This window comes from Arthrobacter sp. ISL-69 (genome assembly GCF_018613775.1).
In the GTDB taxonomy this organism is placed as follows: Bacteria; Actinomycetota; Actinomycetes; order Actinomycetales; family Micrococcaceae; genus Arthrobacter.
Window position 1 is genome coordinate 53,140 of sequence record NZ_JAGGPO010000019.1, and the last position, 26,245, is coordinate 79,384.

At 67.1% G+C, this 26,245-nt stretch carries 19 protein-coding genes and 3 tRNA genes; 15 read left to right on the forward strand and 7 right to left on the reverse strand.

All coding sequences use genetic code 11. The annotated features are described in order from the left end of the window. Nucleotides 1-3: 3 nt before the first annotated feature. Nucleotides 4-1,419, reverse strand: a complete 1,416-nt coding sequence (locus J7I79_RS14890; RefSeq protein WP_214954419.1) for a C40 family peptidase — start codon at nt 1,417-1,419, stop codon at nt 4-6. Nucleotides 1,420-1,864: 445 nt separating this feature from the next. Here J7I79_RS14890 and J7I79_RS14895 point away from each other — a divergent pair, with 445 nt between their 5' ends. Beyond that, nucleotides 1,865-3,784: a diguanylate cyclase gene (locus J7I79_RS14895; protein WP_214954421.1), complete on the forward strand. Its 1,920-nt coding sequence runs from the start codon at nt 1,865-1,867 to the stop codon at nt 3,782-3,784. A gap of 6 nt (nt 3,785-3,790) precedes the next feature. Here the strand turns inward: J7I79_RS14895 and J7I79_RS14900 are convergent, their stop codons facing one another. The 5 genes from J7I79_RS14900 to J7I79_RS14920 form a co-directional block, all read right to left on the reverse strand. Then, nucleotides 3,791-4,723 carry a cation diffusion facilitator family transporter gene (locus J7I79_RS14900; RefSeq protein ID WP_214954423.1) on the reverse strand — a complete coding sequence of 311 codons (933 nt, stop codon included), beginning with the start codon at nt 4,721-4,723 and terminating at the stop codon, nt 3,791-3,793. Nucleotides 4,724-4,737: 14 nt separating this feature from the next. After that, a complete protein-coding gene (locus tag J7I79_RS14905; protein WP_214954425.1) occupies nt 4,738-5,166 on the reverse strand; it encodes a metallopeptidase family protein in 429 nt (142 codons plus the stop codon). 9 nt (nt 5,167-5,175) lie between these two features. After that, the gene (locus J7I79_RS14910) at nt 5,176-6,153 is read right to left on the reverse strand and encodes a DMT family transporter (RefSeq protein WP_214954427.1); all 978 of its coding nucleotides are present in this window, start codon (nt 6,151-6,153) and stop codon (nt 5,176-5,178) included. Nucleotides 6,154-6,287: 134 nt separating this feature from the next. Beyond that, entirely contained in the window at nt 6,288-7,229 is a 942-nt protein-coding gene (gene bla, locus J7I79_RS14915; RefSeq protein WP_214954429.1) for a class A beta-lactamase, read from the reverse strand. A gap of 214 nt (nt 7,230-7,443) precedes the next feature. Further along, nucleotides 7,444-8,325: an ArgP/LysG family DNA-binding transcriptional regulator gene (locus tag J7I79_RS14920; protein ID WP_214954431.1), complete on the reverse strand. Its 882-nt coding sequence runs from the start codon at nt 8,323-8,325 to the stop codon at nt 7,444-7,446. 69 nt (nt 8,326-8,394) lie between these two features. On the opposite strand from J7I79_RS14920, the gene J7I79_RS14925 reads away from it, so the two are divergent. Continuing rightward, nucleotides 8,395-8,997 carry a LysE/ArgO family amino acid transporter gene (locus J7I79_RS14925; protein WP_311380588.1) on the forward strand — a complete coding sequence of 201 codons (603 nt, stop codon included), beginning with the start codon at nt 8,395-8,397 and terminating at the stop codon, nt 8,995-8,997. Nucleotides 8,998-9,079: 82 nt separating this feature from the next. Beyond that, on the forward strand, nt 9,080-9,640 hold the full coding sequence (locus tag J7I79_RS14930) for an isoprenylcysteine carboxylmethyltransferase family protein (protein ID WP_214954433.1): 561 nt from the start codon (nt 9,080-9,082) through the stop codon (nt 9,638-9,640). Nucleotides 9,641-9,685: 45 nt separating this feature from the next. Here J7I79_RS14930 and J7I79_RS14935 read toward each other — a convergent pair whose 3' ends face one another. Further along, nucleotides 9,686-10,708: a PHP domain-containing protein gene (locus J7I79_RS14935; RefSeq protein WP_214954435.1), complete on the reverse strand. Its 1,023-nt coding sequence runs from the start codon at nt 10,706-10,708 to the stop codon at nt 9,686-9,688. A gap of 174 nt (nt 10,709-10,882) precedes the next feature. Between J7I79_RS14935 and J7I79_RS14940 the strand changes: the two genes are divergently transcribed. The 12 genes from J7I79_RS14940 to J7I79_RS14995 all read left to right on the forward strand — a co-directional run bounded on the left by J7I79_RS14940 (nt 10,883) and on the right by J7I79_RS14995 (nt 26,145). Beyond that, nucleotides 10,883-10,955, forward strand: a tRNA-Glu gene (locus J7I79_RS14940). A gap of 115 nt (nt 10,956-11,070) precedes the next feature. Continuing rightward, nucleotides 11,071-11,144: transfer RNA gene (locus tag J7I79_RS14945), tRNA-Asp, on the forward strand. 48 nt (nt 11,145-11,192) lie between these two features. Continuing rightward, nucleotides 11,193-11,268, forward strand: a tRNA-Phe gene (locus J7I79_RS14950). Between the two features lie 433 nt (nt 11,269-11,701). Continuing rightward, nucleotides 11,702-12,784, forward strand: coding sequence for a LacI family DNA-binding transcriptional regulator (locus J7I79_RS14955; protein WP_214954437.1), 1,083 nt, complete (start codon nt 11,702-11,704; stop codon nt 12,782-12,784). Nucleotides 12,785-12,862: 78 nt separating this feature from the next. Continuing rightward, nucleotides 12,863-14,542, forward strand: coding sequence for an ABC transporter substrate-binding protein (locus tag J7I79_RS14960; RefSeq protein ID WP_214954439.1), 1,680 nt, complete (start codon nt 12,863-12,865; stop codon nt 14,540-14,542). Between the two features lie 164 nt (nt 14,543-14,706). Next, on the forward strand, nt 14,707-15,684 hold the full coding sequence (locus J7I79_RS14965; RefSeq protein WP_214954685.1) for an ABC transporter permease: 978 nt from the start codon (nt 14,707-14,709) through the stop codon (nt 15,682-15,684). 12 nt (nt 15,685-15,696) lie between these two features. Further along, a complete protein-coding gene (locus J7I79_RS14970; protein WP_251042836.1) occupies nt 15,697-16,710 on the forward strand; it encodes an ABC transporter permease in 1,014 nt (337 codons plus the stop codon). After that, on the forward strand, nt 16,707-17,642 hold the full coding sequence (locus tag J7I79_RS14975; RefSeq protein WP_214954441.1) for an ABC transporter ATP-binding protein: 936 nt from the start codon (nt 16,707-16,709) through the stop codon (nt 17,640-17,642). Before J7I79_RS14970 ends, J7I79_RS14975 begins: the two co-directional genes overlap by 4 nt. Further along, nucleotides 17,639-18,763: an ABC transporter ATP-binding protein gene (locus tag J7I79_RS14980; RefSeq protein WP_214954443.1), complete on the forward strand. Its 1,125-nt coding sequence runs from the start codon at nt 17,639-17,641 to the stop codon at nt 18,761-18,763. The genes J7I79_RS14975 and J7I79_RS14980 overlap by 4 nt, the downstream gene beginning before the upstream one ends. Continuing rightward, entirely contained in the window at nt 18,760-20,298 is a 1,539-nt protein-coding gene (locus tag J7I79_RS14985) for a glycoside hydrolase family 32 protein (protein WP_214954445.1), read from the forward strand. Before J7I79_RS14980 ends, J7I79_RS14985 begins: the two co-directional genes overlap by 4 nt. A gap of 112 nt (nt 20,299-20,410) precedes the next feature. Further along, on the forward strand, nt 20,411-24,151 hold the full coding sequence (locus tag J7I79_RS14990; protein ID WP_214954447.1) for a glycoside hydrolase family 32 protein: 3,741 nt from the start codon (nt 20,411-20,413) through the stop codon (nt 24,149-24,151). A 398-nt stretch (nt 24,152-24,549) separates the two neighbouring features. Beyond that, on the forward strand, nt 24,550-26,145 hold the full coding sequence (locus J7I79_RS14995; protein ID WP_104173704.1) for a glycoside hydrolase family 68 protein: 1,596 nt from the start codon (nt 24,550-24,552) through the stop codon (nt 26,143-26,145). Nucleotides 26,146-26,245: the final 100 nt, after the last annotated feature.

The window sequence follows — 26,245 nt, forward strand, 5'->3', positions numbered from 1 at the left end:
CTCCTAGTAGCGGGCGACGGTGGGGTGCAGCTGCATTCCGGCCATCCAGGCCAGGTCCGTCACTGTGATGCCGTCCTCAGGGTTGAGGGCCTGGACCACGCGCCCGCCGCCAAGGTAGATCCCCACGTGGTAGAAATCTGGGGCCGATCCCCAGACCAGGAGATCACCGGGCTGCGCCTGGGAGAGCGGCACGTGCACGGGTGCCTGCGCATACTGCTGGGCTGCCGTGCGCGGAAGGTATTTTCCGGCCGCAGCGAAGGCGTTCTGCACCAGTCCCGAACAGTCGAAGCCCAGCGGGCCGGAGCCGCCGTACTTGTAGAAGTAGGGGGATCCCACCTTGGCCAACGCTGCCGAGATGGCGGTCTGGTTTGAGCCGCCCGGCGACGCGGCCGGAGCCGGTGCGGGGGCCGGAGCCGGAACGGCCGGCGGAGGGGTGACCGGCTGGGGGCTGACGGGAGCAGGCGCCGCAGGAGCAGGTGCAGCGGGCGCCGCCGGAGCGGCCGGTGCGGCAGGAGCCGGTGCGGCCGGGGCCTGTGCCTCCGGCCTCTTCTGTGCTGCGGAGGACTGTGTCGCGGCGGCCTGGTCCGCAGCCAGGGAAGCAGCGGCCGCGGTGACAGCCGCCAGCCGGTCCTGGGCGCGCTGGCGGTCCAGGGCGTCCACCCTGGCGGACTCGAGCGCCACGGTGGTGTTCCTGAGGCTTGCGAGCTGGTCCACCAGCACGGTCCGCTGGGCCTTTGCCTCGGACACCGCCTTGGCCCGGACCGCGTTGGCGCGTTCCGCATCAACCTTGCGGTCCTCGGCAGACTTGGCGGCATCGTCGGCGGCCCGGTTGGCGTCTTCCGCCGCGGCGGTGAGCGACATTGCTGCCGAGGCGGCGTTTTCGGCGGCTTCGAAGGCCCGGCTGCGGCTGGCAGAGATGGCTTCAAGGGTGGCGGCCTGCTGCAGTGCATCGCCCTTGCCACTGACAAAGGTGCTCAGTGCGGGATTGAGCCCGCCGTTCCGGTAGAGGTCCCCGGCCAGCTGCCCCACCTGCTTGCGGGTCTTCGCCTGTTCGGCCTCGGCGGACGCGGCCTTCGCCGACGCGAGCGTGGCAGTATCCCGGCGGATCTCGAGCGTGACCAGGGCGTCGCCGTAGGCATTGTTGGCCTGCATGGCCGCCGCGAAGCTGACTTCCTGGGCTGCGGCGGCGTCCGCCAGGAGGCGGTCGATCCGGGTGACCTGGTCCGCCGTCGCGCTTTCACTGGCCTTGGCTGCCGCGATCTCTTCCGGGGAGGGAATCTCCGGCGACGCCGGAACCGTCACAGCGGGCACGGTTGTGCCCGGGAACGGTGCGGCCTGGGCGGGCAGGGTAAGGGATCCAAGGAGTACGACGGCGAGGCACAGCACAGCCGCTTTGCGGCCGGATCCGGTCAAACCCATCAATAAACCTCGCAGCAGTCAGGGCTGGAATGAGCGAGGAGTTTGAATATTTCACGCGTGAATTTCACAAGTAAATGCCCCGCTGCGGAGACCCAGCACACCCGAGGCTACGTGCCAGCAACAACTTTGGCAACACTGGTCACATCAATAACATAAACAACAATGATGTGATTTCGTCACATTGATTCCGGCGTGTCGGTAAAACCGGCGCATCGGGTGATTCCCTGTCGGACAACAGGCCTGTTGCACTATCGTGGCCCCTAATCGGCTCCCTGCTCGCGCAGGGTAATCCGTTCTTCCTTGCGACGGGGGCGTTGTGGAAAATCGTGGGCACCACTTATGGGCGGATGGCGGACCTGACAGTGGACCGTCCCGAAGGCCCGGACGCCGAAGGTCCGCACGGCTTGGAAGGCGCCGCGGCTTCAATGCTGAAGGGCTGTCCTTCATGGTTCGCTGGGTGTTCGCGGTGTCGGCCGCGATGCTGGTTGCAGGTTTTATTGAGTACGGCGTCGCCCGCCAGCACATCATCGACCGCGGACTGGAGGATTCCCGGCGGAACTACGAGGCACTGGCTGGAAGGCTGGAGCAGGTCCTCTCAGACGAGACGGACCCGCTGGAACGTGACCAGGGGGTTGCGGCGGAGGTCCGCCATCTGCAGCACAGCCAAGGCACGGTGTATGTTGGCTTGTTTGACGCGGCGGGGACGCTGATCGTACGTGGCGGCGAGGACGGCGGCGCGTCCGACCATACTGACGCCTCCCGTTTTGCCGAGGTGCTGTCCACCGGCGAAACCACAGTGGAAACCGAAGCCGAAATCGGGGGTAAGGGCATCACCCGGTACGAGTTCCTGGTGCCTGTGTCCGCGCCGGAAGGAACCCTGATACTGGAGATTGACCAGGACGCGGACATCATCACGGAATTGATCGGGGACCTTGGGCCGCACAAGATCCTGGGGCTGTTCACTGCGATCCTCGTCGCCATACCGTTGTCGTATGTCTTCGGGGGACGCTCCCTGCAGCGCCACCAGATGCGAACGCAGCAGCAGGCTGACGGGGACCCGCTGACCGGGCTGGCGGGGCGCCGGCCGTTCCAGCCGTCACTTGAGGCGACGCTGGCGGATACAAGGTTAGCCACCACCACCCTGGTTCTGCTCGACATTGATGGATTCAAACAGATCAACGACCGGCTGGGGCACAGCCACGGCGACCGTGTCCTGCAGGCCCTCGCCGACTCCTTCCAGGTACTTCCGGCGACCGACACTCCGTTCCGCCTCGGCGGCGACGAGTTCGCAGTCATCCTGCCCGGCAGCGACGAGGGCCGGGCAACCGAAGCACTCGACCGGGTCCGTGCGGCCCTTGCCAGGCGGTTCCCGGGCGTGACGTTCAGCGCGGGCATCGCCTCAAGCGCAGGGGAGTCGCTGACTCTGACCGAACTGTGGGAGCGCAGCGACGCGGCGCTCTACGAGGCGAAGCGCCTGGGCCGGCGTCAAAGCGTCTCGTTCAAATCCATGGCCGAGGGCCACGTTGTCAGCGCCGAGAAAATCGACGAGCTCACGTCCCTGATCTCAAGCAATAAGCCGCTCAACGTGGCGTTCCAGCCCATCTGGGACCTGCGCCGTGGCGTGGTGCTCGCCCACGAGGCCCTGTTGCGCCTGCCGGCAGGTTCAAGGATCAACGGACCGCAGGAGGCGTTCGAACTTGCCGAACGCCTCGGCATTGCCGCGGCGCTGGACGCCCGGGCGCGGTCAGCGGTGCTGGCGGCCGTCGGCAGCCAGCACTGGGAGGGGCTGCTGTTCCTGAACGTGCACCCGGACGGATTGCCAGGCTTCGATCTTGACCGTCTGGTCGCCGAGCTGGCCGGAGCGGGACTGGAGCCCGAAGACGTCGTCCTGGAGGTCACGGAGCAGGCCGGGCTGAACCATCCTGACTCGATCCGCACGCTCAGGCATGCCCAGGACCGGGGCCTCCGGCTGGCCCTGGATGACATGGGCAAGAGCAACGCGGGCCTGCATTCCCTCAGGCTGGTCCGGTTCGACATCATCAAAATTGATGGGGACGTTATCTCCCGCCTCGACACCGATCCCTCGGCGGTGGCCACGTTGGCAGCCGCCGTCACCTTCGTCCAGCAGGCCGGAGGATGGATCATAGCCGAGGGAATCGAAGAACCCGGGATGCTCAACTCGCTGCTGCAACGCGGCGTTGCCGCTGCAAGGCACCAGCCTGTCATCGCCGGACAGGGCTACCTGCTGGGCCGTCCCAGCGAACGGCCGGTAGGACTCGACACGCACCTAACCATCCTCGACGAGTTCTCCGTAGCAACGGCACAGCATCTGAGGGACCTGGACGAACAGCCGTGGATTCCCTAGTGCCGCTCAGGCGTGCTGGTGGGACTCGTGCTCGGAGTGGCTCTCGGGCTCCAGCTGGAACGTGCAGTGCTCGGTGTCGAAGTGGGAGCCCAGGCCGGTGGCTAGCTTGTCCAGCACCTGGTCGGCGCCGCGGGCACTCAGCACGGCGTCCTCCACCACCACGTGGGCGGAGAAGACCGGCACACCGGAGGTGATGGTCCAGATGTGGATGTCGTGCACGGACACCACCCCGTCCACGGATAGGATGTGTTCGCGGACCATCTGGACTTCGACGCCCTTGGGCGTGGCCTCCAAGAGCACGTCCACCACATCGCGAAGCAGGTGCCACGCCCGGGGGAGGATCATCACGGCGATGACCATGGAGGCAATGGTGTCCGCCGCCTGGAACCCGGTCACCATGATCACCACGGCCGCCGCGATAACGGCGAACGAACCCAGCAGGTCCCCGAGGACCTCGAGGTAGGCGCCACGCACGTTCAGGCTTTCCTTCTGGGCGCCGCGCAGGATCAGCAGCGACACCAGGTTGGCAATGGCGCCCAGGACGGCGGCGTACAGCATCACGTCGGTCTGCACTTCGGGTGCCGAACCGATCCGCCGCACGGCTTCAGTGAAGATCACCACGGAGATCACGATCAGCACCAGCGCGTTGGCGAGCGCGGCGAGGACCTCGGCGCGCTGGTACCCGTAGGTCCGCAGGTCGCTCGCGGGCCGGGTGGCGATCCAGGCGGCCAGCAGTGCGATGAACACACCGGCGGCGTCGGACAGCATGTGGCCGGCATCGGCCAGCAGCGCCAGGGATCCGGAGATCGCGGCGCCGAGGATCTGGACCAGGACCACAGCCAGGGTGATGCTAAGGACGGCGATCAGGCGTTTCCGGTGCTTGGCAGTGCCCGTGCCAGTGGCAGAGATGCCGTGTGAGTGGCTGTGGTCGTGTCCCATGCCTACAAGGCTAGCTAGTCCCAGCCGAGGTCGTGCAGCCGTTCGTCGCTGATGCCGAAGTGGTGCGCAATCTCATGCGTCACGGTAATGGCCACCTCCTGGATGACCTCTTCCCGTGACGAGCAGATGTCCAGGATCGGCTGGCGGTAGATGGTGATGCGGTCCGGGAGCGAGCCCGCGCCCCACCAGGCATCCCGCTCGGTCAGCGGGACACCCTCGTAGAGGCCCAGCAGCACGGTGTCCGGGTCCTCGCCGGGCTGCGGGACGTAATCGTCCTCGATGAACACGGCAACGTTGTCCATGGCCTGCGCCACGTCCGGCGGGATGCGCTCCAGGGCGTCGCTGACGGCCGACTCGAAGTCTTCCTCGGTCATGGGGAATGGCGCGTCGTTGTCGGCGCCGTCCGGGACGATGGGGAGACCTGGCGGCAGGTTGGCGGGCATACCAAGACTCTAGCGGGACTTTCGCCGGGTCAGCCCCACTCCCACCAGGCAGATCACGCCGCCCACCAGGCCCCACACGGTGGGCACTTCGCCGAGCACCAGCCAGGAGATGAGGATGGTGGTGCCGGGGACCAGATACGTGGTGGCGGCCAGTTTTCCGGCATCGATGAGGGACAGCGCGTACGCCCACGTGGTGAACGCAATCGCCGTCGGGAAGATCCCCAGGTAGACAAGCCCAAGGGTGGCCGGCAGCGGGGCCTGCTGCAGTTCGCCCACCAGCTGGCCGCTGAACGGCAGGCAGCAGACGGCGCCGATCATGATGCCGAACCAGGTGGCCTGTGCCGCGGGGAACTTCCTCAACACCGGCTTCTGGACGATGACGCTGACGGCGGCGAGCACGGCGGCCAGGAGGCAAAGCAGCACGCCCAGCACGTCCGCCGTCGACCGTTGGCCGGAACCCAGCGCAATGACAGCCACGCCCGCGAACGCTATCAGGCTGCCGATGATCAGCCAGCGCGGGAATCCCTCTTTGAGGATCACCCCGGCCATCACGGCGATCAGGATGGGGTTGACGTTGATCAGCAGGGCGGCGGTGCCGGCGTCCAGCATGTGCTCGGCGGCGTTGAGGGCCACGTTGTAGCCGCCGAACCACATCACGCCGTACGCGAGGATGGGCCACCACTCACGCCCTTGCGGCAGGTGCCGCAGCTTGGGCAGCACCACCGCACCGAGGACGACGGCGGCAATCGCCAGCCGCCCCAGGGTCAGGGAGCCGGGGGAGAAGCTTGGGCCCACCGCGCGGATGCCCACGAAGGCGGAGGCCCACAGGACCACCGTGACGGCGACGGCGGCCACTCCGAGTTTGTTGACCGGCCCCCGTCCGGGCGTGGCTGGCGCGGGTTGCGGGGCGGGTGCGGGGGCAGCGTGCGGGGACCCCTCGTGGGGGCCTGCGGACGGAGTGGGGCCGGGTGCGGCGGTGGTAGCCATGCTGCCAATCTAGCCCTCGCCGCATCCTTGCGGCTGGCGGAAATCGGTCACGTCTAGTCGAGATCCTGCCAAAGTTTCCCCGCTGACAGCCGGGCGCTTGCGGCAGGTCACTCTTCGCCGGTCAAATCCGCGGGTCACTTTCCGCTGGTCACCGCGCGGGTCACGGCCGCGACCAGTTCGTTGCTCCCCGGTGTGTCGGCCACGCCGGCGGCGGAGTCAGTGAGGATGGCGAGAACCAGCGGTTCGCCGGCGGGATTCCGGATGATGCCGACGTCGTTCACGGTGCCGAACAGCCCGGCGCCGGTCTTGTCCGCGGATGTCCAGCCGCCTGGCAGGCCCGCCCGGATCCGCGTTCCCGACGTGACGTTCGCCAGCATCCAGCCTGTCAGCCGGGTCCGCGTTTCCGGGCTGAGGGTGTCGCCCAGCAGCAGTTTCCGGTACCCCTGCGCGAGTGCCCGCGGAGTGGAAGTGTCCCGCGGATCACCGCGCTCGGCGTTGTTGAGCTCGGGCTCCCAGCGGTCAAGCCGTGTTTCGGTGTCGCCAAGCGAACGGGCGTAGGCGCCGATCGCAGCCGGTCCTCCCAGTTTCTCCAGCAACTGGTTTCCCGCCGTGTTGTCGCTGTGTGTCAGCGCCACTTTGCAAAACCATTTCAGCGGCAGGGTGCTCCCGGCAAAGTCGGCGCATTCGGGTGAATTCACCACCACGCCGGCGGGATCGATGCGGATGCCCCGGTTGAGGTCCGTCAGTCCGTCCCGGGCCCGTTCCAGCACAGCTGCCGCGGCGTAGACCTTGAACGTGGAGCACAAGGCGAACCGCTCGTCGGCCCTGTGTCCGAACTCCGCGCCGGTGAGTCCGTCTGCCACAAACAGACCAACTCTCGCGGAGAACTCCCGCTCGAGCCGCTCCACCCTCTGCGTCAGCCAGTCCCTCCGTTGAACGAACACACTGGCCGCAGCCGGCCCGTGGGAACTTGCTGCGACCGATGCCCCGGCGAGGGCGATGCTTCCTGCCACAGGCGCCGCCAGGGCTCCCGTGAGAAGGGTCCGCCGCGAAAGGTTTGAAGTGCGTCCGGCCATGGCTGCTCCCCGTGTGTTGGGCCTGTTCCCGCACGGCCGTCCGGATCGCCGACTGCAATGTCGTTTCGCCGACGGCGTGCACGCGAGGTCCACTCAACAGATGTCACCGTAATTTGTCAATCACTTTTACTAAGCTGTCATTCGGGTGCCGTTGGGATCCGGCCGCGCTCCGGCCGCCACCCAAGGGGACCGGCCGGGGCCGGGGCACCGCATCTCACCTCAGCACGCGGGCCGCGTCCTGGATAGCTGCCGCCACACCGTCCAGCACGGCCGATCCGTAACGCCACTGCTGCCAGTGCAGCGGGACGTCGACGAAGGACTTGGCGGCCAGGGTCTGCAGTGTTCGCTGGTCGAGGTCGTCGCCGAGTTCAATCTCGGGAAGCAGGCCCCATCCCATGCCCAGCCGGATCGCCTCGCCGAACTCGTGGGCTGCAGGCACATAGTGGCGCGGCGGCTGAAGGGGCTTGCGGCTGAACCGCCGCAGGTAGCGGTCCTGCAGGTCGTCCTTGCGGTCGAAGATGACGACCGGTGCCTTCGCAAAGGCACCCGCCGTCGCGCCGCCGTCGAACCAGGTTTCCGCGAAGGCCGGCGTGCAGACCGGCAGGTAGCGCATGACGCCGAGCCGCCGGGCGGTGCAGCCCGGAGCCGGTTTGGCGGCGGCCGTGATGGCCGCTGCCGCTGCCCCGCTGCGGAGGAGCTCCAGCGAATAATCCTGGTCCTCGCGCAGGATTTCCAGCTGGACCGTGCCGGCCACCGCAGCCAGCCCGGCCAGCGCCCAGGTGTGCAGTGAGTCGCTGTTGATCACGAGGGTCAGGCGGGTGTCCGGATGGGGGTTGCCGGGCTGCAGTTCATCGGCGAGGTCGGCGGACAGCATTTCGAGCTGCCGGGCGAACCGCACCACTGCCTGGCCGGACTCGGTGAGTTCAATCGGACGTGTCCTCCGCAGGACAGGGCGGCCGACGGCAACTTCGAGGGCGCGGATGCGCTGGCTGACGGCGGAGGCGGTAACCGACAGATGGCTGGCCGCGGCATCGAAGCTGCCCTGGGTGACGATGGCCGCCAGCGTCCGGGCCTGGTCCGGATGAATGTCTATCATTAGCTCATCTTATCTGTGAGCAGAATGTTTAACTGGTTTCATGATGACGATCCTCCTACCGTTGGGAGGGTGATCCTTCCTTTGCTCTCAGGCCTGGCCAGCGGACTGTCCCTCATCGTGGCCATCGGTGCCCAGAACGCCTTCGTCCTCCGCCAGGGCCTCCAGCGCTCGCATGTCGCCCTGGTCATCGCCGTCTGCGCCGTCTCGGACCTGGTGCTGATCCTGTTGGGTGTGGCGGGCATCGGCGTCGTGATTGAACAGGCTCCGGCGGCGCTCGAGGCGGTGCGCTGGGCCGGGGCTGCTTTCCTGGCGGCTTATGGTGCCTTCGCCGCCTGGCGGGCCATCCGCGGGCAGGCGCTCGGAAAGGTCGTGACAGGGCAGGCCGTCAGCTGGGTCGCTGTCCTGGGGACCGGCCTGGCCTTTACGTGGCTGAACCCGCATGTGTACCTGGACACGGTGCTGCTGCTCGGGTCACTGGCCAGCACGCACGGCCCGGACGGCCGCTGGTGGTTTGCTGCCGGGGCGGGGCTGGCGAGCATCGCCTGGTTCACGGCCCTGGGTGTCGGCGCACGATTCCTGGCCCCGGTTTTTCGGCGCCGGAGCGCGTGGCGCGTCCTCGATGCCGTCATCGCAGCCGTCATGGTGACGATGGCCATCTCGCTGGTCGCCTGAGTACCGCCCGCCCCCGTCCCGCCGGAAGGACAGGGCCGGTCGGCACTTGCCCGCCCAAGGGGGCGGGTTCACGATTGCTGGTATGGCAGCATCTGCAGCTTCGGCCCGCGACAGAAGGCGGGCAGCCATCGGCACGGCGGCCTTCGCCGTTGCCCCGGCAACAGTGGCCGGCGTGGTTCCGTGGCTCCTGACCCGCTGGGAAGTGGCGGCGCCTGTCCCCGGGGGTGTGCCTGCGCAGATCACCGGCGCACTGTTGATCGGAGCGGGCGCGGCGGTGATTGCGAACTCCTTCGTGCATTTCGCGGTGGAGGGCCTCGGGACTCCCGCGCCTTTTGCCCCTCCCAAGCATCTGGTGGTAGGTGGGCTCTACCGGTACGTGCGGAATCCGATGTACGTGTCCATAGCAGCGGCCGTCGCCGGGCAAGGGCTGTTGCTTGGGCAGCCGAAGCTCTTTCTGGCACTGGCCATCGGTGCCGTCCCGGTGGTCGGGTTCGTCCGGCTGTACGAGGAACCGGTGCTGACCCGGAAGTTCGGTGCGGAATACGACGAGTACCGCCGCAACGTCCCGCGCTGGCTGCCCAGGCTCACGCCATGGCGCCCAGAGGGCCCTGGGTCGCCCCGCGCCAGTCGCAGTACAAGGTAGGCCGCCCGTGGGGGTGGGCCGCCGGCGTGCTGGCCGGACGGGCCACTACTTTCCGCGGCCGGCCCACTCCAGCAGCCGGTCCAGCGGCCAGGTGGTGACGATCCGCTCGGCGGGCACCCCGTTCGAGGACGCGCGCTCGGCGCCGTACTGCAGGAAATCCAGCTGTCCCGGCGCATGGGCGTCACTGTCGATGCTGAAGAGGCAGCCGGCGTCGAGGGCCAGTTGGATCAGCTCGTCCGGGGGGTCCTGCCGCTCGGGACGGGAATTGATTTCGACGGCGACATCCTGCTCGGCACACGCGGCGAATACCCGCTTGGCGTCGAACTCGGACTGGGGCCGGGTTCCCCTCGACCCCTGCAGCAGGCGCCCGGTGCAGTGGCCAAGGACATTCATGTGCGGATCATTGATGGCGCCGAGCATCCTGTCGGTCATGGTGCGCCGGTCGGAACGGAGTTTCGAGTGGACGCTCGCCACCACGATGTCCAGCCGGTCCAGCATGTCCGGCGACTGGTCCAGGGTGCCGCCCTCCAGGATGTCCACCTCGATGCCGGCCAGCAGGCGGAAGCCGCTGCCGTCGACGTGGTTGATCCCCGCAACAACGTCCAGCTGCTCCGTCAGGCGTTCGGCGCTCAGTCCGTTGGCGATCTTGAGGTTGGGTGAGTGGTCCGTCAGGGCGAGGTAGTCCCGGCCCAGCGTCCGGGCGGCGTCAGCCATGAGCTCGATCGGGGACCCGCCGTCGGACCAGTCGCTGTGGCTGTGCAGGTCCCCGCGGAGGGCGGAGCGCAGTTCGGCGCCGCCTTTTGCCAGTGGCTGCTGCCCGCGCTGCCGCAGGCCCTCGAGATAGTCGGGGACGCCGCCGTCGACCGCCTGCCGGATGACTTCAAAGGTTCTGTCCCCGATGCCCTTCATGCTCTTCAGCCGGCCGTTGCGTGCCCGGGCTGACACCTCGTCCGGGTCCAGGGCCCCGATGATCCTGGCCGCCTTTCGGAACGCCTGGATCTTGAACGTGGGGGCCAGCTCGCGTTCTAGCCAGAAGGCGATCTCATTGAGGGCATCAACGGCGTCCATCAGTCCATCTTGCACCCGACAGGCGCCGAATCCTGCACCTGTGAGAGGCCGATTTTGGATATTCCGGAAGTAGGCTCTATAGTTTTAGAGGTCCAGTTCGGAGCAACTCGAAAGGACAAAAACGAAAGGCTTCGGCCCTTTATTTTTGCCCTGAATGAGCCGGATTGAGTTCAGGCCCCCATCGTCTAGCGGCCTAGGACACCGCCCTTTCACGGCGGCGGCACGGGTTCGAATCCCGTTGGGGGTACGCAAGGAAGTGGTCAAACCGGACCGAAAAGTCTGGTAGGCTAAAGGCCTTGAAAAATTGCAGTAGCGATACTGCAGGAAGCAAGAAACGCGCAGTACAAGCAGTAAACAAGCAAGGCCCTGTAGCGCAGTTGGTTAGCGCGCCGCCCTGTCACGGCGGAGGTCGCGGGTTCAAGTCCCGTCAGGGTCGCTCTGATTGCCAGAAGAAATTCCGGCCGTCAAGGTGACACGTCACCTAGGCTCTGTAGCTCAGTTGGTAGAGCGTTCGACTGAAAATCGAAAGGTCACCGGATCGACGCCGGTCGGAGCCACCACTGGGAAGCACCAGTTCTTCGGAACTGGTGCTTTTCTTCTTTAACCAGCCGCCCTGCCTCTGAGGCGCAGCAGGGCCACGCGAGGTGCCGAGCAGTATTCCGCCTCAGCTGGTCTTTTCCCCCAGCCGTCTGCGGGGGAGTGGACCGTTTTGAGGGGACTTTGCGGCCAAGCCAGCCTCGACCGCCCGACCGCCCGACCGCCCGACCGCCCGCGTCGGCTCGGCGCCCCTTCCGCCCGGCACTGCGCTGTATCGCGTAGATGCGGGGCCCCGGAATCCTTATGGGAAGCCGCAGAACCGCCTTCGAAAATTAGTCGTTGACAGGATCCTAGTAACGCGCGTAACCTAAATCACACGCTCGAAGTAACGCGCGTTACTAAAGAAGATTCAACTGGCCACGGCGGCCAGTGTTGGCAAGATACCCGGAGCATTCAATGGCGAACAGCACACCCACTGCGGCGGAGGCGACTCCGTCGGCCCCCGGCAACCGCGGCGCCACCATGGCGGACGTTGCCAAAGCCGCCGGAGTGTCCCGCACCGCCGTGTCGTTCGTCCTCAGCAACCGGGAAAACGCCAGCATTTCGCAAGACACCAAGCAGCGCATCCTCGAAGCGGTCCACAGGCTCGGTTACCGGCCCAATGCCGGCGCCAGGGCGCTGGCTTCCCAACGGAGCGACTGGTACGGCATCGTCACAGAGATCGTCACGGCACCGTTCGCCGTCGACATCATCAAGGGCGCGCAGGACCAAGCCTGGCTCTCCCGCCGGTTCCTGCTCATCGCCCCTTCAGACCAGGCGGATGCCGTAGGACCCAACCAGGGCATGGAGGATGCAGCATTTGAAATGCTGCTGGAGCAGAGGGTGGAAGGACTTCTGTATGCGGCCACCTTCCACCGGGCCGTGCATGTTCCGAAAAGCGCCAACGAGGTGCCCACAGTCCTCATCAACTGCTTCGACGCGGACGGGAAGCTGCCCTCGATTGTCCCGGACGAGCGTGCCGGTGGCCGCGTCGCCGTCGAGCGTTTGCTCCAGGCAGGCCACTCCAGGATCGGTGTCATCAACCTGGATCCGAACATCCCCGCCGCCGTCGGGCGCTTGGACGGTTGCCGCGAAGCACTCGCCGGGGCAGGGCTGGAACTCGATCCTGATCTTGTAGTCCCGGGATACGCGACGGCGGACGGCGGCTACGAGGCAGCCTGCCAAATTCTTGACAAATATCCCGCCGGGGCAGGCAGGCCAACCGCGCTGTTCTGCCTCAACGACCGGATGGCCATGGGCGCCTACGACGCCATCAAGGAGCGCGGGCTCGCCATCCCCCAAGACATCGCCGTGATCGGCTTCGACAACCAGGAACTCATTGCGGCCTACCTCAGGCCGAAACTGACCACGGTTGCGTTGCCCTTCGAGGAGATGGGTGCGCTGGGTGTCCAGACACTCGCAAGCCTTACAGCAGGACAGCCGATCACTGCACATCAGCAAATGGTCGACTGTCCGCTGCTAGAACGCTATTCAGTCTGACGGCAAATCAACTACTGAACAGCAACCCCAACCACACCTTCACCTTCGACAGCGAAGACGAGGAAAGAGATATCCATCATGACACAAGCACGATTCCTGAGGTCTGCCCGCATTGCGGCGGCCGGCCTGGCCATGGGTGCCCTGGTGCTCACCGGGTGCTCCGCCAATGCGGGCAACTCCGGCTCCGCGAAGGCTGACGCCTCGGCCCAAAGCGCGCTCCTGACCATTCCCCGCGAGGACATGGGCACGTTCGTCCGGAACTTCAACCCGTTCGCCCCCACCGTGGCCCCCATGACCCAACAGGCCATCTACGAATCTCTGCTGGTCTACAACCCGGCCAAGGGTGAAACCACCCCGTGGCTGGCCAGCGAATGGAAGGCAGCCGAGGACGGCAAGTCCATCATCTTCACCCTCCGCGACGGCGTGAAGTGGTCCGACGGCCAGCCCCTGGTCCCGGCCGACGTGGTCACCACGTTCGCGCTGCAGAAGAAGATCAAGGGCGGTTACGACTACCTGGACACGGTCACGGCCGAAGGCACCAACCAGGTCAAGTTCAGCTTCAAGACCGCCTGGTCCCCGGCGCTGTTCGACCTCGGCCAGCTGAGCATCCTGCCGGACCACGTCTGGTCCAAGATTGCGGACCCCGAGAAGGACGCCAACGAAAAGCCCGTGGGCACCGGCCCGTACACCGAAGTGGACACCTTCCAGGCCCAGTCGTTTGTGCTCAAGAAGAACCCCAACTACTGGCAGCCGGAAAAGCAGAAGATCGCCGGCATTAAGATGCTCGCCTTCGCCGGGAACGACGGCGCCAACCTCGCCGCCGCGAACGGCGACGTGGACTGGGCCCCGCAGTACATGCCCAACATCGAGAAGACCTTCATTTCCAAGGACCCGGACCACCGCAAGTACTGGTTCCCGCCCACGGGTTCAATGATCAACTGGCAGCTCAACACCACCAAGGCCCCGTTCAACGACACGGACGTTCGCAAGGCCCTCTCCATGGCCGTGGACCGTGAGCAGGTCACCAAGATCGGCATGAGCGGCTACACCCAGCCGGCGGACTGCACCGGACTGTCCGGAAACTACGAAACCTGGAAGAACAAGGACGTCCAGGACGACTGCGACTGGACGAAGCTCAACGTTGACGAAGCCAACAAGCTCCTGGACAAGGCCGGCTACGCCAAGGGCGCGGACGGCAAGCGCACGCTGAAGGACGGCAAGCCCTTCGAGTTCAAGATCTCCGTGGGCGCCGCGTCCTCCGACTGGCTCTCCGTGGCCAACGTGATCGCACAGAACCTCGCCGAGGTGGGCGTCACGGCCAAGGTTGATTCCCCGGACTGGGCAGCCGTGGTTGCAGGCTATGAGACCGGTGACTTCGATTCCGGCATCGTCTGGAGCGCCAACGATCCCAGCCCGTACAAGTACTTCGCGGGCATGATGGGCACCGCCACGGTCAAGCCGGTGGGGGAGAAGACGTTCAAGAACTACCACCGCTTCGGCGACGCCAAGGCCGACGCCCTCCTGACCGAATTCGCGGCCGCCGCCGACCAGGACAAGCAGCACGAGATTGCGGACAAGCTCCAGGAGGAGTACAGCGCCGTTGCCCCCGCCATCCCGCTGTTCGCCGGTCCGGAGTGGGGCGCCTACAACAACACGCGCTTCACCGGCTGGCCCACGGAAGAAAACCCGTACGCCACCCTCTCGGTCCGGGCACCCACCACGGTGCTGGTCCTGACCTCACTGGAACCTGCCAAGTAAGGCCCCACCGGCTCCCTGACCTCGCTCCGCGTCGGCCAGGGAGCCGGCCAAGTATGGCCAGGGCCCTCAGGCCCCGCCCCACCAGCAGCATCGGCGTGCCCGGCACCAAGCCACGGCACCGGGCGCGCCGCCCCACTTCCGCAATTCCCGAATGGAGGGAAACCGTGCGCTTTATCCTGCGCCGCCTGGGTTTCTACCTGATCGCCTTCTGGGTGTCCATCACTTTGAATTTCCTCCTCCCGCGCTTTATGCCGGGGGACCCCGTATCCCGCATGTTCGCCCGCACCCAGGACCGCATGCAGCCCGAACAGATCGAGGCCCTGCGCAAGCTGCTCGGCGTCGACGACCGGCCCATCTGGGAGCAGTACGTCGGCTACCTGCACAACATGGTCACCGGACAGATGGGCGTTTCCATCTCCCGCTTCCCCACCCCGGTCACCGAAGTCATCGCCTCGCAGGTGGGCTGGACGCTCCTGCTGGGCGGGACCGCGCTGGTGATTGCCGCCGTCGTGGGCAACCTGCTCGGCATCCTGGCCGCCTGGCGGCGCGGCGGAGCCATCGACTCGGCACTGCCACCCTTCCTGATCTTCATCGGGTCCTTCCCGTACTTCTGGCTCGCTATGGGTGCCCTCTACCTGTTCGGCGTCACGCTGGGCTGGTTCCCCATCCGCCACGCGTTCAGCGACACCATTGAGCCCAGCTTCAGCTGGGAGTTCATGTCCGACGTCGGCATGCACCTCGTGCTGCCGGCCCTCACCATCGTGCTGGTTTCGGTGGGCGGCTGGATGCTGGGCATGCGCAACACCATGATCGCCACCAACGCCGAGGACTACATCACCATGGCCGAGGCGAAGGGCCTGCGCCCCGGCCGGATTATGTTCCGCTACGCCGCCCGCAACGCCATGCTGCCGTCCGTCACCAGCTTCGGCATGAGCCTGGGCTTCGTGGTGGGCGGTGCGCTGCTGACCGAGGTGGTGTTCGCCTACCCCGGCGTGGGCTACCAGCTGCTCAACGCCGTGCAGGGCCTCGACTACCCGCTGATGCAGGGGCTCTTCCTGACCATCACGGCCGCCGTGCTGCTGGCCAACTTCCTCGTGGACATCCTTTACGTCCGCCTCGACCCGCGCGTGCGCGCCAACTAGGAAGGACGGACCATGACCTCTTCCATCGCAACCACCGCCTCCACCGTGTCGGGGGAGACCCCCGCCGGGAACACGGCAGGAACGCCCGACGGCGGCGCCGGACTCCCGCCCGGAGCCTCCGTCCGCAGGCCCAACCGCAGCCTGCTGCACGGCCTGCTGACCAACAAGAAGGCCATGACGGGCGCGGCGATCCTGTTCATTTTCATCGCCCTCGCGCTCCTGGCCCCCGTCCTCTACCCGGACAATCCCTCCAAAATCACCGGCATGGCGTCCCAGGAGCCCGATGCCGAGTTCTGGCTGGGCACCACCGCCAAGGGCCAGGACGTCCTGGCCCTTACCATCCACGGTGCACGCAGCTCCCTGTTCGTGGGCCTGACCGTAGGCTTCGCCTCGACGTTCATCGGCATCCTGGTGGGCCTGGCCGCGGCCTACTTCGGCAAGTTCATCGACGAGGCCCTGTCCCTCACCACCAACGTGTTCCTGCTCCTGCCCGGGCTGCCGCTGCTGGTGATCCTGGCCGCGTTCCTGCCGCCGGGGCTCGGCACCGTGATCCTGGTCCTCGTGGTCACCGGCTGGGCCGGCTCGGCGCGGGTGCTGCGCTCCCAGGCACTGTCCATCCGGTCCAAGGATTTCGTGGCCGCGGCCGTGGTCACCGGTGAACGGCCCCTGCGGATCATGTTCCGCGAAATCCTGCCCAACATGGCCTCCATCGTGATGGGCACGCTCCTGGCCTGCATCATCTACGGCATCGGCGCCCAGGCCGGTCTCGAGTTCCTGGGCCTCGGCGACGTCAGCACGGTCTCCTGGGGCAACAACCTCTACTGGGCCGGCAACGAGGGCGCCCTGCTCACCGGCAGCTGGTGGGTGTTCGTGCCCTCCGGCCTGTGCATCGCGCTGGTGGCGTTCTCGCTGTCGCTGATCAACTACGCGGTGGACGAGGTCACCAACCCTCGACTGAGGAAAATACAGCTCAGGAAGATCCGCAGGCCCACGCCTGCAAAACCCGGAAAGCGAGCATCGGCATGACCGTCTCCCAGACCTCCTTCGGTTCCCACGAACCGGTCCTGGAAATCAGGGACCTCACCGTGAAGTACCGCGGCGACACCCGCTCCACTACCGCCGTCGACCGCGTTTCGTTCAGCATCGGCACCGGTGAGATCTTCGGCCTGGCCGGGGAATCCGGCTGCGGAAAATCCACCATCGCCAACGCCATCATGCGGCTCCTGCGCGACCCGGCGGAGATCGCCGGCGGCAGCATCCGCTTCGGTGGAAAGGACGTCCTGGCCATGGGGCAGGAAGAGCTGCGCCGCTTCCGCTGGCAGGACGTGGCCATGGTGTTCCAGTCCGCCATGAATTCGCTGAACCCGGTGATGACCATCGGCGACCAGATCGTGGATATCTACACCACCCATGCCGGCTACACCCGGAAGGAGTCGCTGCGGCGGGCAGCCGGCCTGCTGGAACTCGTCCGGATTGACCCCGCCCGGCTGAACTCCTACCCGCACCAGCTCTCGGGCGGCATGCGGCAACGGGCCGTGATTGCGATGGCCGTCGCGCTCAAGCCCTCGCTGCTGATCCTGGACGAGCCCACCACCGCGCTGGACGTGGTGGTGCAGCAGGAGATCATGGCCCAGATCAAGGAGCTGCAGCGCGAACTGGGCTTCTCCGTCCTGTTCATCACGCACGACATGTCCCTCATGGTGGAGCTCTCGCACCGGATGGCCGTGATGTACGGCGGCCGGATCGTGGAGACTGCCAAAGCCAAGGACATCCACGCCGCCCCGCTCCACCCCTACACGCAGGCACTCATGGGGGCTTTCCCTCCGCTCACCGGACCGCGTGTTCCCCTGACGGGCCTGGCCGACGGCGTGAAGTTCAGCAACATCGCCGACCTCCGGGAAGTCTCGCCCGGACACTTCGTTTCGCCCCTTCCCGTCCTCCAAGGAGCACAGCCATGAGCACCCCGGTTTCAGCACGGCCGGCCCCGGCAGCCAAGGCGCCGGACCTCACCCCGGCCGGAGCTCCCGCCCTCGAAGTGAAAGGCCTGGTCAAGGACTTCCACAGCGGCGGCCTGTTTTCCCGGGCCTCGGTCCGGGCGCTCGGCGGCGTGGACCTCGCCATCAGGAAAGGCGAGATCGTGGCGCTCGTGGGGGAGTCCGGCTCAGGCAAGAGCACCCTGGCCCGCTGCATCGCGCGGCTGGAGAAGCCCACCGCCGGCCAGATCCTGATCGACGGAACGGACGTCCTCAAACGCGACCGGTTCCAGGCATCCAGGGAATACCGGTCCCGGCTGCAGATGGTGTTCCAGGATCCGTTCGGCTCGCTCAACCCGGTCCACCGGATCGAACACTTCCTCACCCGCTCGCTGACCCTGCACGGAAAGGCCGGGACACCGGAGCAGCTGCGCGGCCGCCTGGATGAGCTGATGACGACGGTGGGACTCACCCCGGACATGCTCAACTCCTACCCGCACGAACTCTCCGGCGGGCAGCGGCAGCGCGTGGCCATCGCCCGGGCGCTCGCCGTTGAACCCGAAGTGATCCTCGCGGATGAACCCACCTCCATGCTGGACGTCTCGGTGCGGATCGGCATCCTGAACCTGATGCGCCAGCTGCGTGACAAGCAGGGCATCTCGATGCTCTACATCACCCACGACCTCGCCTCCGCGCGCTACCTGGCGGACCGGATCGCCGTGATGTTCGCCGGGGAACTCGTGGAGGAAGGCGAGTCGATTGACCTGCTGGCCAACCCGGCCCACCCGTACACCCGGCTGCTGGTCTCGGCCGTGCCGGACCCCGCCCGCACCGGATCCTATGACCCGCACGAGCGTGCGGCGCTGCGCGCCGCCGTGATGGAGTCGGCGTCGTGCGCGTTCGACGGCGACGCGGAGCAGCGCTGTTCCGCCACCGAACCTGTCCGGCACCGCGTCGGCGATCCCGCCAACGAGCACTGGGTCCGCTGCCACCTTTACCGGCCTCCGGCCACGGCAGCGAGCCATGCCCTGTCCGCCGAGCCCCTCGAATCCCCGGACGCGTCGCCAACCGACGAATCCCGCACAGAAAACAAGGCTTCCGCATGACCGAACTGACCCACCCCCTGGCCACCGTGCCACGGGATGAGCTCGTGGCACGGGCCGAGGCAGACCCGCACCGCCCGCGCTTCCACTTCGTCTCGCCCGCAGGCTGGCTCAACGATCCCAACGGGGTGAGCCAGTGGAACGGAACCTACCACCTCTTCTACCAGTACAACCCGGAGGGCGCCTTCCACCACCGCATCCTGTGGGGCCATGCCACCAGCACGGACCTGGTCAACTGGACCGACCGGCCCGTGGCGTTGGAGCCTTCCGGCGGGCCGGACGCCGACGGCTGCTGGTCCGGTGTGCTGGTGAACGACGGGGGCACGCCCACCCTGGTGTACTCCGGCAGGCTCGGGGAGCGCGAACTGCCCTGCGTGGCGGTCGGTTCGCCGGACCTCCTGACCTGGACCAAAGCACCCGAAAACCCGGTGATTCCGGCGCCACCGGCCGGTGTGGACATCACCGCCTACCGTGACCACTGCGTCTGGCGGGAGGGCACAGTCTGGCGCCAGCTCGTGGGATCCGGAATCCGCGGCCGCGGGGGCACGGCCTTCCTGTATGAGTCCGCCGACCTCCGCCGCTGGGAGTACATCGGCCCGCTGTTCATCGGCGATGCCGCCGGCGACCAGGCAGCCACGGACTGGCAGGGCACCATGTGGGAATGCGTGGACCTGTTCCGCGCGGGCGGGGGGACCTTGGGGGCCGGCGCTGTGGGTGACCGGACACCCGGCACCGACGTGTTCGTCTTCTCAGCCTGGGACGACGGCCACACCCGCCACCCGCTCTACTGGACGGGCCGCTACGCCGGGGATTCGTACACGCCCCGGGAACTCCACCGGCTCGACTACGGCGGACGCTACTTCTATGCCCCGCAGTCCTTTGCGGACGGATCCGGCCGCCGGGTCATGTTCGGTTGGCTGCAGGAGGGCCGGACGGAGGCCGCCATGGTGGAGGCCGGCTGGTCGGGCGTGATGAGCCTGCCCCGGGTGGCCACCCTCGACCCGGACGGGGAACTGTCCTTCGCTCCTGTGCCGGAGGTGGAGTCGCTGCGGCGTGACCATGTCCGGATCGGTCCCCGCACCGTTGGCGCGGGCGAGGTGCTCGCCGGGGTTTCGGGAAACCAGCTGGACCTCGAACTGGACCTCGAAATGGAGCCTGGGAGCGTCTTCCGGCTGGGGATACTGGCTACCGGGGCCGAGGAGACAGTCATCGAGGTCGGATACGACGTCGGCAGCGGCGGCGTCCCGCAGTCCTATGTGCTCCTGGACCGCGAGCACAGCAGCCTGGACCGGACCGTGGATGCCGAGGAGAAATCCGGTCCGGTGCATTTGCCCGGCGGCAAGCTGCGCCTGCGTGTCCTGGCGGACCGCTCGGCGCTGGAGATCTTCGCCAACGGGAAGCCGCTGACGGCCCGGGCGTATCCAACCCTCGGCGGGGAGGCCGTCCGGTTGTCGGCGGCTGGAACGGTCCGGCTGCAGCAGCTGGACGCCTGGCGCATGGAGGGAGTCTTCGGCGGCCCGCGCCCGCTGTTCCCCTAGCACTGCCACGCCACCCCACCGGGGGCCCGCCCCACCGAGGCGGGCCCACCCCGGCAGGGGCCCGCCTAAATCAGTCCATCCTGAGCATTTTCCAAGATCAAAGGCGATCTGAATGTCCAAAAGGTTAGTTGCAGGTTTTACCGTGGCCGCGCTCGGCCTTGGCACCCTGGCTGCGGGTTCCGTTCTGGCCCCGGCCATGATGGCCCCGCCCGCCCGTGCTGTTCCGGGAACCGGGCCCATCACGCTGGGCAGCAGCACCAGCCCCATGCCCGATGTGGTGCCCGTCAGCGGAAGCTGGACCCGGACGTCCGGCGGCGGCCAGTCCGCCGTCGTCCCGCCGGACCAGAACGCCGCTGCCATCAGTGAGCAGCGCATCAGCGGGACCGCGAGGTATACGGCCGACGTGTCCGTGGACCCGGGCAGCCCCCACGCCGTGGGAGCGCTGGTGTTCCGCGGCGCGGCCGATGCCAGCAGCGGCTACGCGGCCACCATCGATCCGAACCTTGACCGGGTCCGGCTCTTCGATCTGGCCACCGGCGAGGATGTGGCGCCGTCCGCGGCAGTCCCGCTGGATACCGGGCGGAGCTACTCTGTGGACGTCCACGTGGACGGACCGCGGATCTACGTGGCAGTGGACGGCGTGGCCCGCATCGACACCTCGGACCAGCGGTACCAGGACGGCCATGTGGGGCTCCACGCCTACAACGGCGCAGTGAACTTCAGCCAGCCCCGGGTCCGCACCATCGACGCCAACGTCAGCGGCTGGCTGGCCGACGCTTCCGACTGGACTGCCACCGCCACCGGTTTCCGGGGTGCTGCTCCCGGCGGCGCCAACATCAGGGCCGTCGCCACCGGCCAGTCCCCGCAGGTCACGGACTTCACCGCCGACATCCAGGTGACGTCGGCCCATGCCGTGGGTGCCGTCCTGTTCCGCACCAACGCTGCCGGAACTGCCGGTTACGCGGCAGAAGTGGACGCCAACGCGGGCCGGCTGCGGCTGTACCGGATCGAGGACAACGCCACCCTGGGCACCTACGCCACGGGCGTCACGGTCAACGCGGTGTACCGGCTGCGGGTGACGGCCGACGGCGGGCAGCTCGCCGTGCGCTGGCAGACGGACCTGTTGGACCCGAACGGCTATGCCCCGGTGATCACCGCTACTGACACCGCGCACGGCTCCGGCCACGTTGGTCTGCTCGCCTTCAACGGCGCCACCGTGTTCCAGGGGATGGCCCTCAAGGGTCTCGACACGTCCCTGCAGGGCTGGCGGACCTCTTCGGGCAGTTGGGAGCCGGATGCCCGCGGCATCCGCGGCGCGACGGACGGCCTGCCTGCCGGTACGGAAGCCGCACGCTCCGTTCCGGCGGCAGCGTCCGACGTCGTCGCGTCCCTCGACCTCGACGTCGCCGCACCGGCAACGGCCGCCGTCGTGGTCCGGAGCGCAGCCGACGGCACCGGCGGCACCGAACTCCGGGTGGACCCCGGCGCAGGTACGGTGCTCCTGAAAGACCGCAGCACCGGAACCGTCCTGGCCAGCGGGTCCGTTCCGCCGGACAGCTTTGCCGCGGGCCAGCTCAACCGCGTCCAGCTCACGGTCCGGGGCGCCCAGGCAACAGCCCTGATCAATGGCGTCCAGGCCGTCTCCGGGCCCGCCGGAACGGGAGCGGGCAGCGGCTTCGGGCTGCGCGTCAGCGGCGGCGGAGCCTACTTCCAGAATGTCCGGGCAGACGATGTCGCCAGCTACATGAACGGCGTCTACCAGCCCGGATACCACTACAGCCAGAATTCCGGCAACAGCTCCGACCCCAACGGACTGGTCTATCTGGACGGCGAATACCACCTCTTCCACCAGGACCGCGGCCGCTGGGCGCACGCCGTCAGCACCGACCTGCTGCACTGGACACAGCTGCCCATCGCGTTGCCGCACCTGGCGGCCGGCGAGTCCTGGTCCGGTTCCGCCGTGGTGGACGCCACCAATGCCAGCGGGCTGTTCGACGGCGGCCAGGGGCTCGTGGCGTTCTACACGAGCTTCAACCACGACGCCGCCAACGGAAACCAGTCCGTGCGCGCCGTGTACAGCAAGGACCACGGCCGCACCTGGGCGCTGGTGCAGGCCGCGCCCGTCGTGGAAAACCCCGGTGGTCCGGATGGTGGCTGGGACTTCCGGGACCCCAAGGTCACCTGGGACGCCGCGAGCGGCAAGTGGATCATGGTGGTGGCCGGCGGCGACCACCTGCGCTTCCACACGTCCACGGACCTGGTCCACTGGACGTTCACCAGCGCGTTCGGCTACGGCGACTGGGTCCGCGGCGGGGTCTGGGAATGTCCGGACTTCTTTGAACTGCCGGTGGAAGGACAGCCCGGCGTCAGACGCTGGGTGCTGTGGTGGAGCACGGGTGCCGTCAGGCCAACCAACGGCTCCGCCGCGCAATACGTCACCGGGACGTGGAACGGGGCCGCATTCACCGCGGACACCGGTCCGGAGCAGGTCCTGCAGGCCGATTCCGGCCGCGACTACTACGCGGCCATGAGCTTCTTCGGTGTCCCGGACGGCCGGCGCATCATGCTCGGCTGGATGAGCAACTGGGACTATGCCTTCAGCCCGCCCACCGGCCGGTGGAACGGGCAGCTGAGCGTCCCGCGGCAGCTCAGCCTGAAGGATGTTCCCGGCGCCGGACTCCGGCTTGGACAGGAACCGGTGGCCGAACTGGCCGGCCTGCGGACGTCAACGTGGCAGGCGTCCGAGGTCACCGTCACACCAACATCAGCCAACCCGCTGGCGGCCGCCTCCGGCCGGTCCTTCGAACTGGAAGCCGAAGTGGCGATCCCCTCCTCCGGCGGTGCCTCGGCTTTCACTTTCGGGCTCCGGAAAGGCCCGGCAGGCGGCACCGTCCAGGAAACGCTGCTCCGCTATGCCACCGGCGCTGGGACGGGAGCCGGCACCATGACGCTGGACCGCGGACAGTCCGGCAGGGCGGACTTCACCCGATATTTCGCGGGTGCGGCGGCGGACAACTCCAGCACGGCGTGGAGTTCCGAAACCGTGACAGCTTCCGGGGGCGGCACAGAGCGCCGCGTGAAGCTGAGGGCGCTGGTGGATTCATCCTCGGTTGAAGTCTTCGGCGGAGACGGCACGGCAGCCATAACCTCCCTGGTCTTCCCAGACCCGGCCTCCACGGGGCTGTCCTTCAGCACAAGCGGCGGCAACGCCAGGCTGGTCTCCGCGAAAGTCCACCAGCTCGCGGACACCTCGCGCCTCACCGGAGCTCCGCCGTCGTCCGTCCTTTCCGCAGCAACCGGCACCGCGAGGCACAACCTCGGCTCCTACTCGGTGGTTCCGGGCGGCCGTTGGGAAAGCACGGGAGCGGGGCTGGCCGGCATGTTCGACAAGGACTCCACCGCCATGAGCGAGGCCACCTACTCGGACGTCCGGGTGGCGGCGACCGTGCGTTTCGGCGGTGTGCCCTACGCCGGGGCCATGCGTAACAGCGACCAGGTGCCCGGTCGCGGTTACGGCGGCGCAGGTTCGGTGCTCCTGCGTGCCTCGGCCGACGGCTCCACGGCGTATTACGTCAACGTGGACCCGAACCTGCGGCTGGCGCGGATCTTCAAGCTCCAGGACGGCGTCTTCAATCCCGCCAGCAGCGTCCTGGCCAGTGTCCCGCTGCTGCTGAACCACGGCGTCAGCTACAGCCTGGAGGCCCGGGCCGCGGGGGAGCGGCTGACCGTGACGCTCGACGGCGCCGAAATCCTGGCCGTCGATGACGCTTCGCTGGCCTCCGGAAGGGTGGGGCTGAACGTGTTCGACGGCCGGGCAGCGTATCAGGATGTGCTGGTGACAGGCTCCGGATAAGCGTGCTCCAAGCCGTGGAGGAAGGTGAACCGGTGGTGGCCGGAGGGTGATATTTCACACTAAATCTGATTTAAGATGCAACATTTGACGTGGAAAATCTCCTGTGGCACGCGCGCGCAATGGGCAATGTAAGCGCTTGCACAAATGGAGCGAACCTCGGTTTTTGGCGGCCCGAAACATGGTTTGATAAGAGGCCGCGGCCCGCCTAGCGTGGAAACCGGCGCCGGAAGAGATCATCTTTCGGGTCGCCTCCCGGGGCCCTACCCAAGCCCCGAACCCCTCGACACAAAGGCGTCCTCGGTGACGCCTGCCGTGTCATCGGGAAACGCCGGAGTTTCGGGAAAAAGGGCATATGCCCGTCTTCCACGAATGGTCTTACTCCGCGAGAAGAGCAAAAAATGCACAAGCACCCCAACACACCCCGGATGCTGCGGTGGCGCCCCGCCGCCGCAGCACTGGCAGCGGCCGTGGCGGCCTCTGCCTTCCTTGCGGTTCCGTCGGCACAGGCCAACGAACCCGCGGACCCGCCCGCCGCTGAGCAGATGCCTGCCCCCACCCCCGGCTTCCCGCTGCCCACCGATCACAGCCAGAAGGCCTACGACCCGGCGGCGGACTTCACCTCCAAATGGACCCGCGCCGACGCCAAGCAGATCATGGCGCAGAGCGATTCCACAGTGACGCCCGGCCAGAACTCCATGAGCCCCGACGTCACCATGCCGGAAATCCCCGAGGATTTCCCCGCCATGAATGACGACGTCTGGGTCTGGGACACCTGGTCCCTGACTGACGAGAACGCCAACCAGATCAGCTACAAGGGCTACGACGTCATCTTCTCCCTGGTCGCCGACCGGCACGCCGGCTACGGTTTCGACCAGCGCCACTGGAACGCCCGGATCGGTTACTTCTTCCGCAAGACCAACGCCGACCCGGCCAAGGACAAGTGGAACTACGGCGGACACCTGTTCCTGGACAACACGTCCATCGGCAACACCGAATGGTCCGGCTCCACCCGCCTGATGCAGGGCAACCACGTCAACGTGTTCTACACGGCCACCACGTTCTACGACGTGGCCGAGCGGAACGCCGGCGGCGGCGGCATCGCGCCGGACGCAGCCATCGCCAAGGCGCTGGGCAACATCCACGCCGACAAGAACGGCGTCACGTTCGACGGCTTCCAGCACACCAAGCTGCTTGAGCCGGACGGCAAGATGTACCAGAACAAGGCACAGAACCCGGGCTTCGCCTTCCGCGACCCCTACACCTTCGCGGACCCGGCCCACCCGGGCAAGACCTTCATGGTCTTCGAAGGCAACACCGGCGGCAAGCGCGGCGAATACGAGTGCAAGCCCGAGGACCTGGGCTACAAGCCCGGCGACCCCAACGCCGAGAATCTCAACGAGGTCAACAGCAGCGGCGCCTACTACCAGACCGCCAACGTCGGGCTGGCCGTGGCGGACAACAAGGACCTGACCAAGTGGTCCTTCCTGCCGCCGGTCCTCTCCGCCAACTGCGTCAACGACCAGACTGAGCGTCCGCAGATCTTCATCCAGAACGAAGGCGGCAAGAACAAGTACTACCTGTTCACCATCAGCCACCAGTTCACCTACGCAGCCGGCATGCGCGGACCGGACGGTGTCTACGGCTTCGTTGGCGACGGCGTCCGTTCCGACTACCAGCCGATGAACAACAGCGGCCTGGCCCTGGGCTCACCGACGGACCTCAACCTTCCGTCCGAGTCCCCGGAGGCTCCCACCCCGAACCAGAACGGCCGCCAGTTCCAGGCCTACTCGCACTACGTGCAGCCGGGCGGCCTGGTGCAGTCCTTCATCGACAACGTGAACGGCGTCCGCGGCGGCTCACTCTCGCCCACCGTGAAGATCAACTTCCGTGACGGCGTGTCCCAGGTGGACCGCAGCTTTGGCAAGAACGGCCTCGGCCCGTTCGGCTACCTGCCCACCAACCTCAAGGTTGGCGGCGAAGGTCTCTACAAGTAACACCGCCGCGTAGCTTCACACCCGCAGCAGCAGGGGCGTCCGGAATTATCCGGACGCCCCTGTCCGTTTTTGTACCTCTTATATACGGACGTCCGCGGTC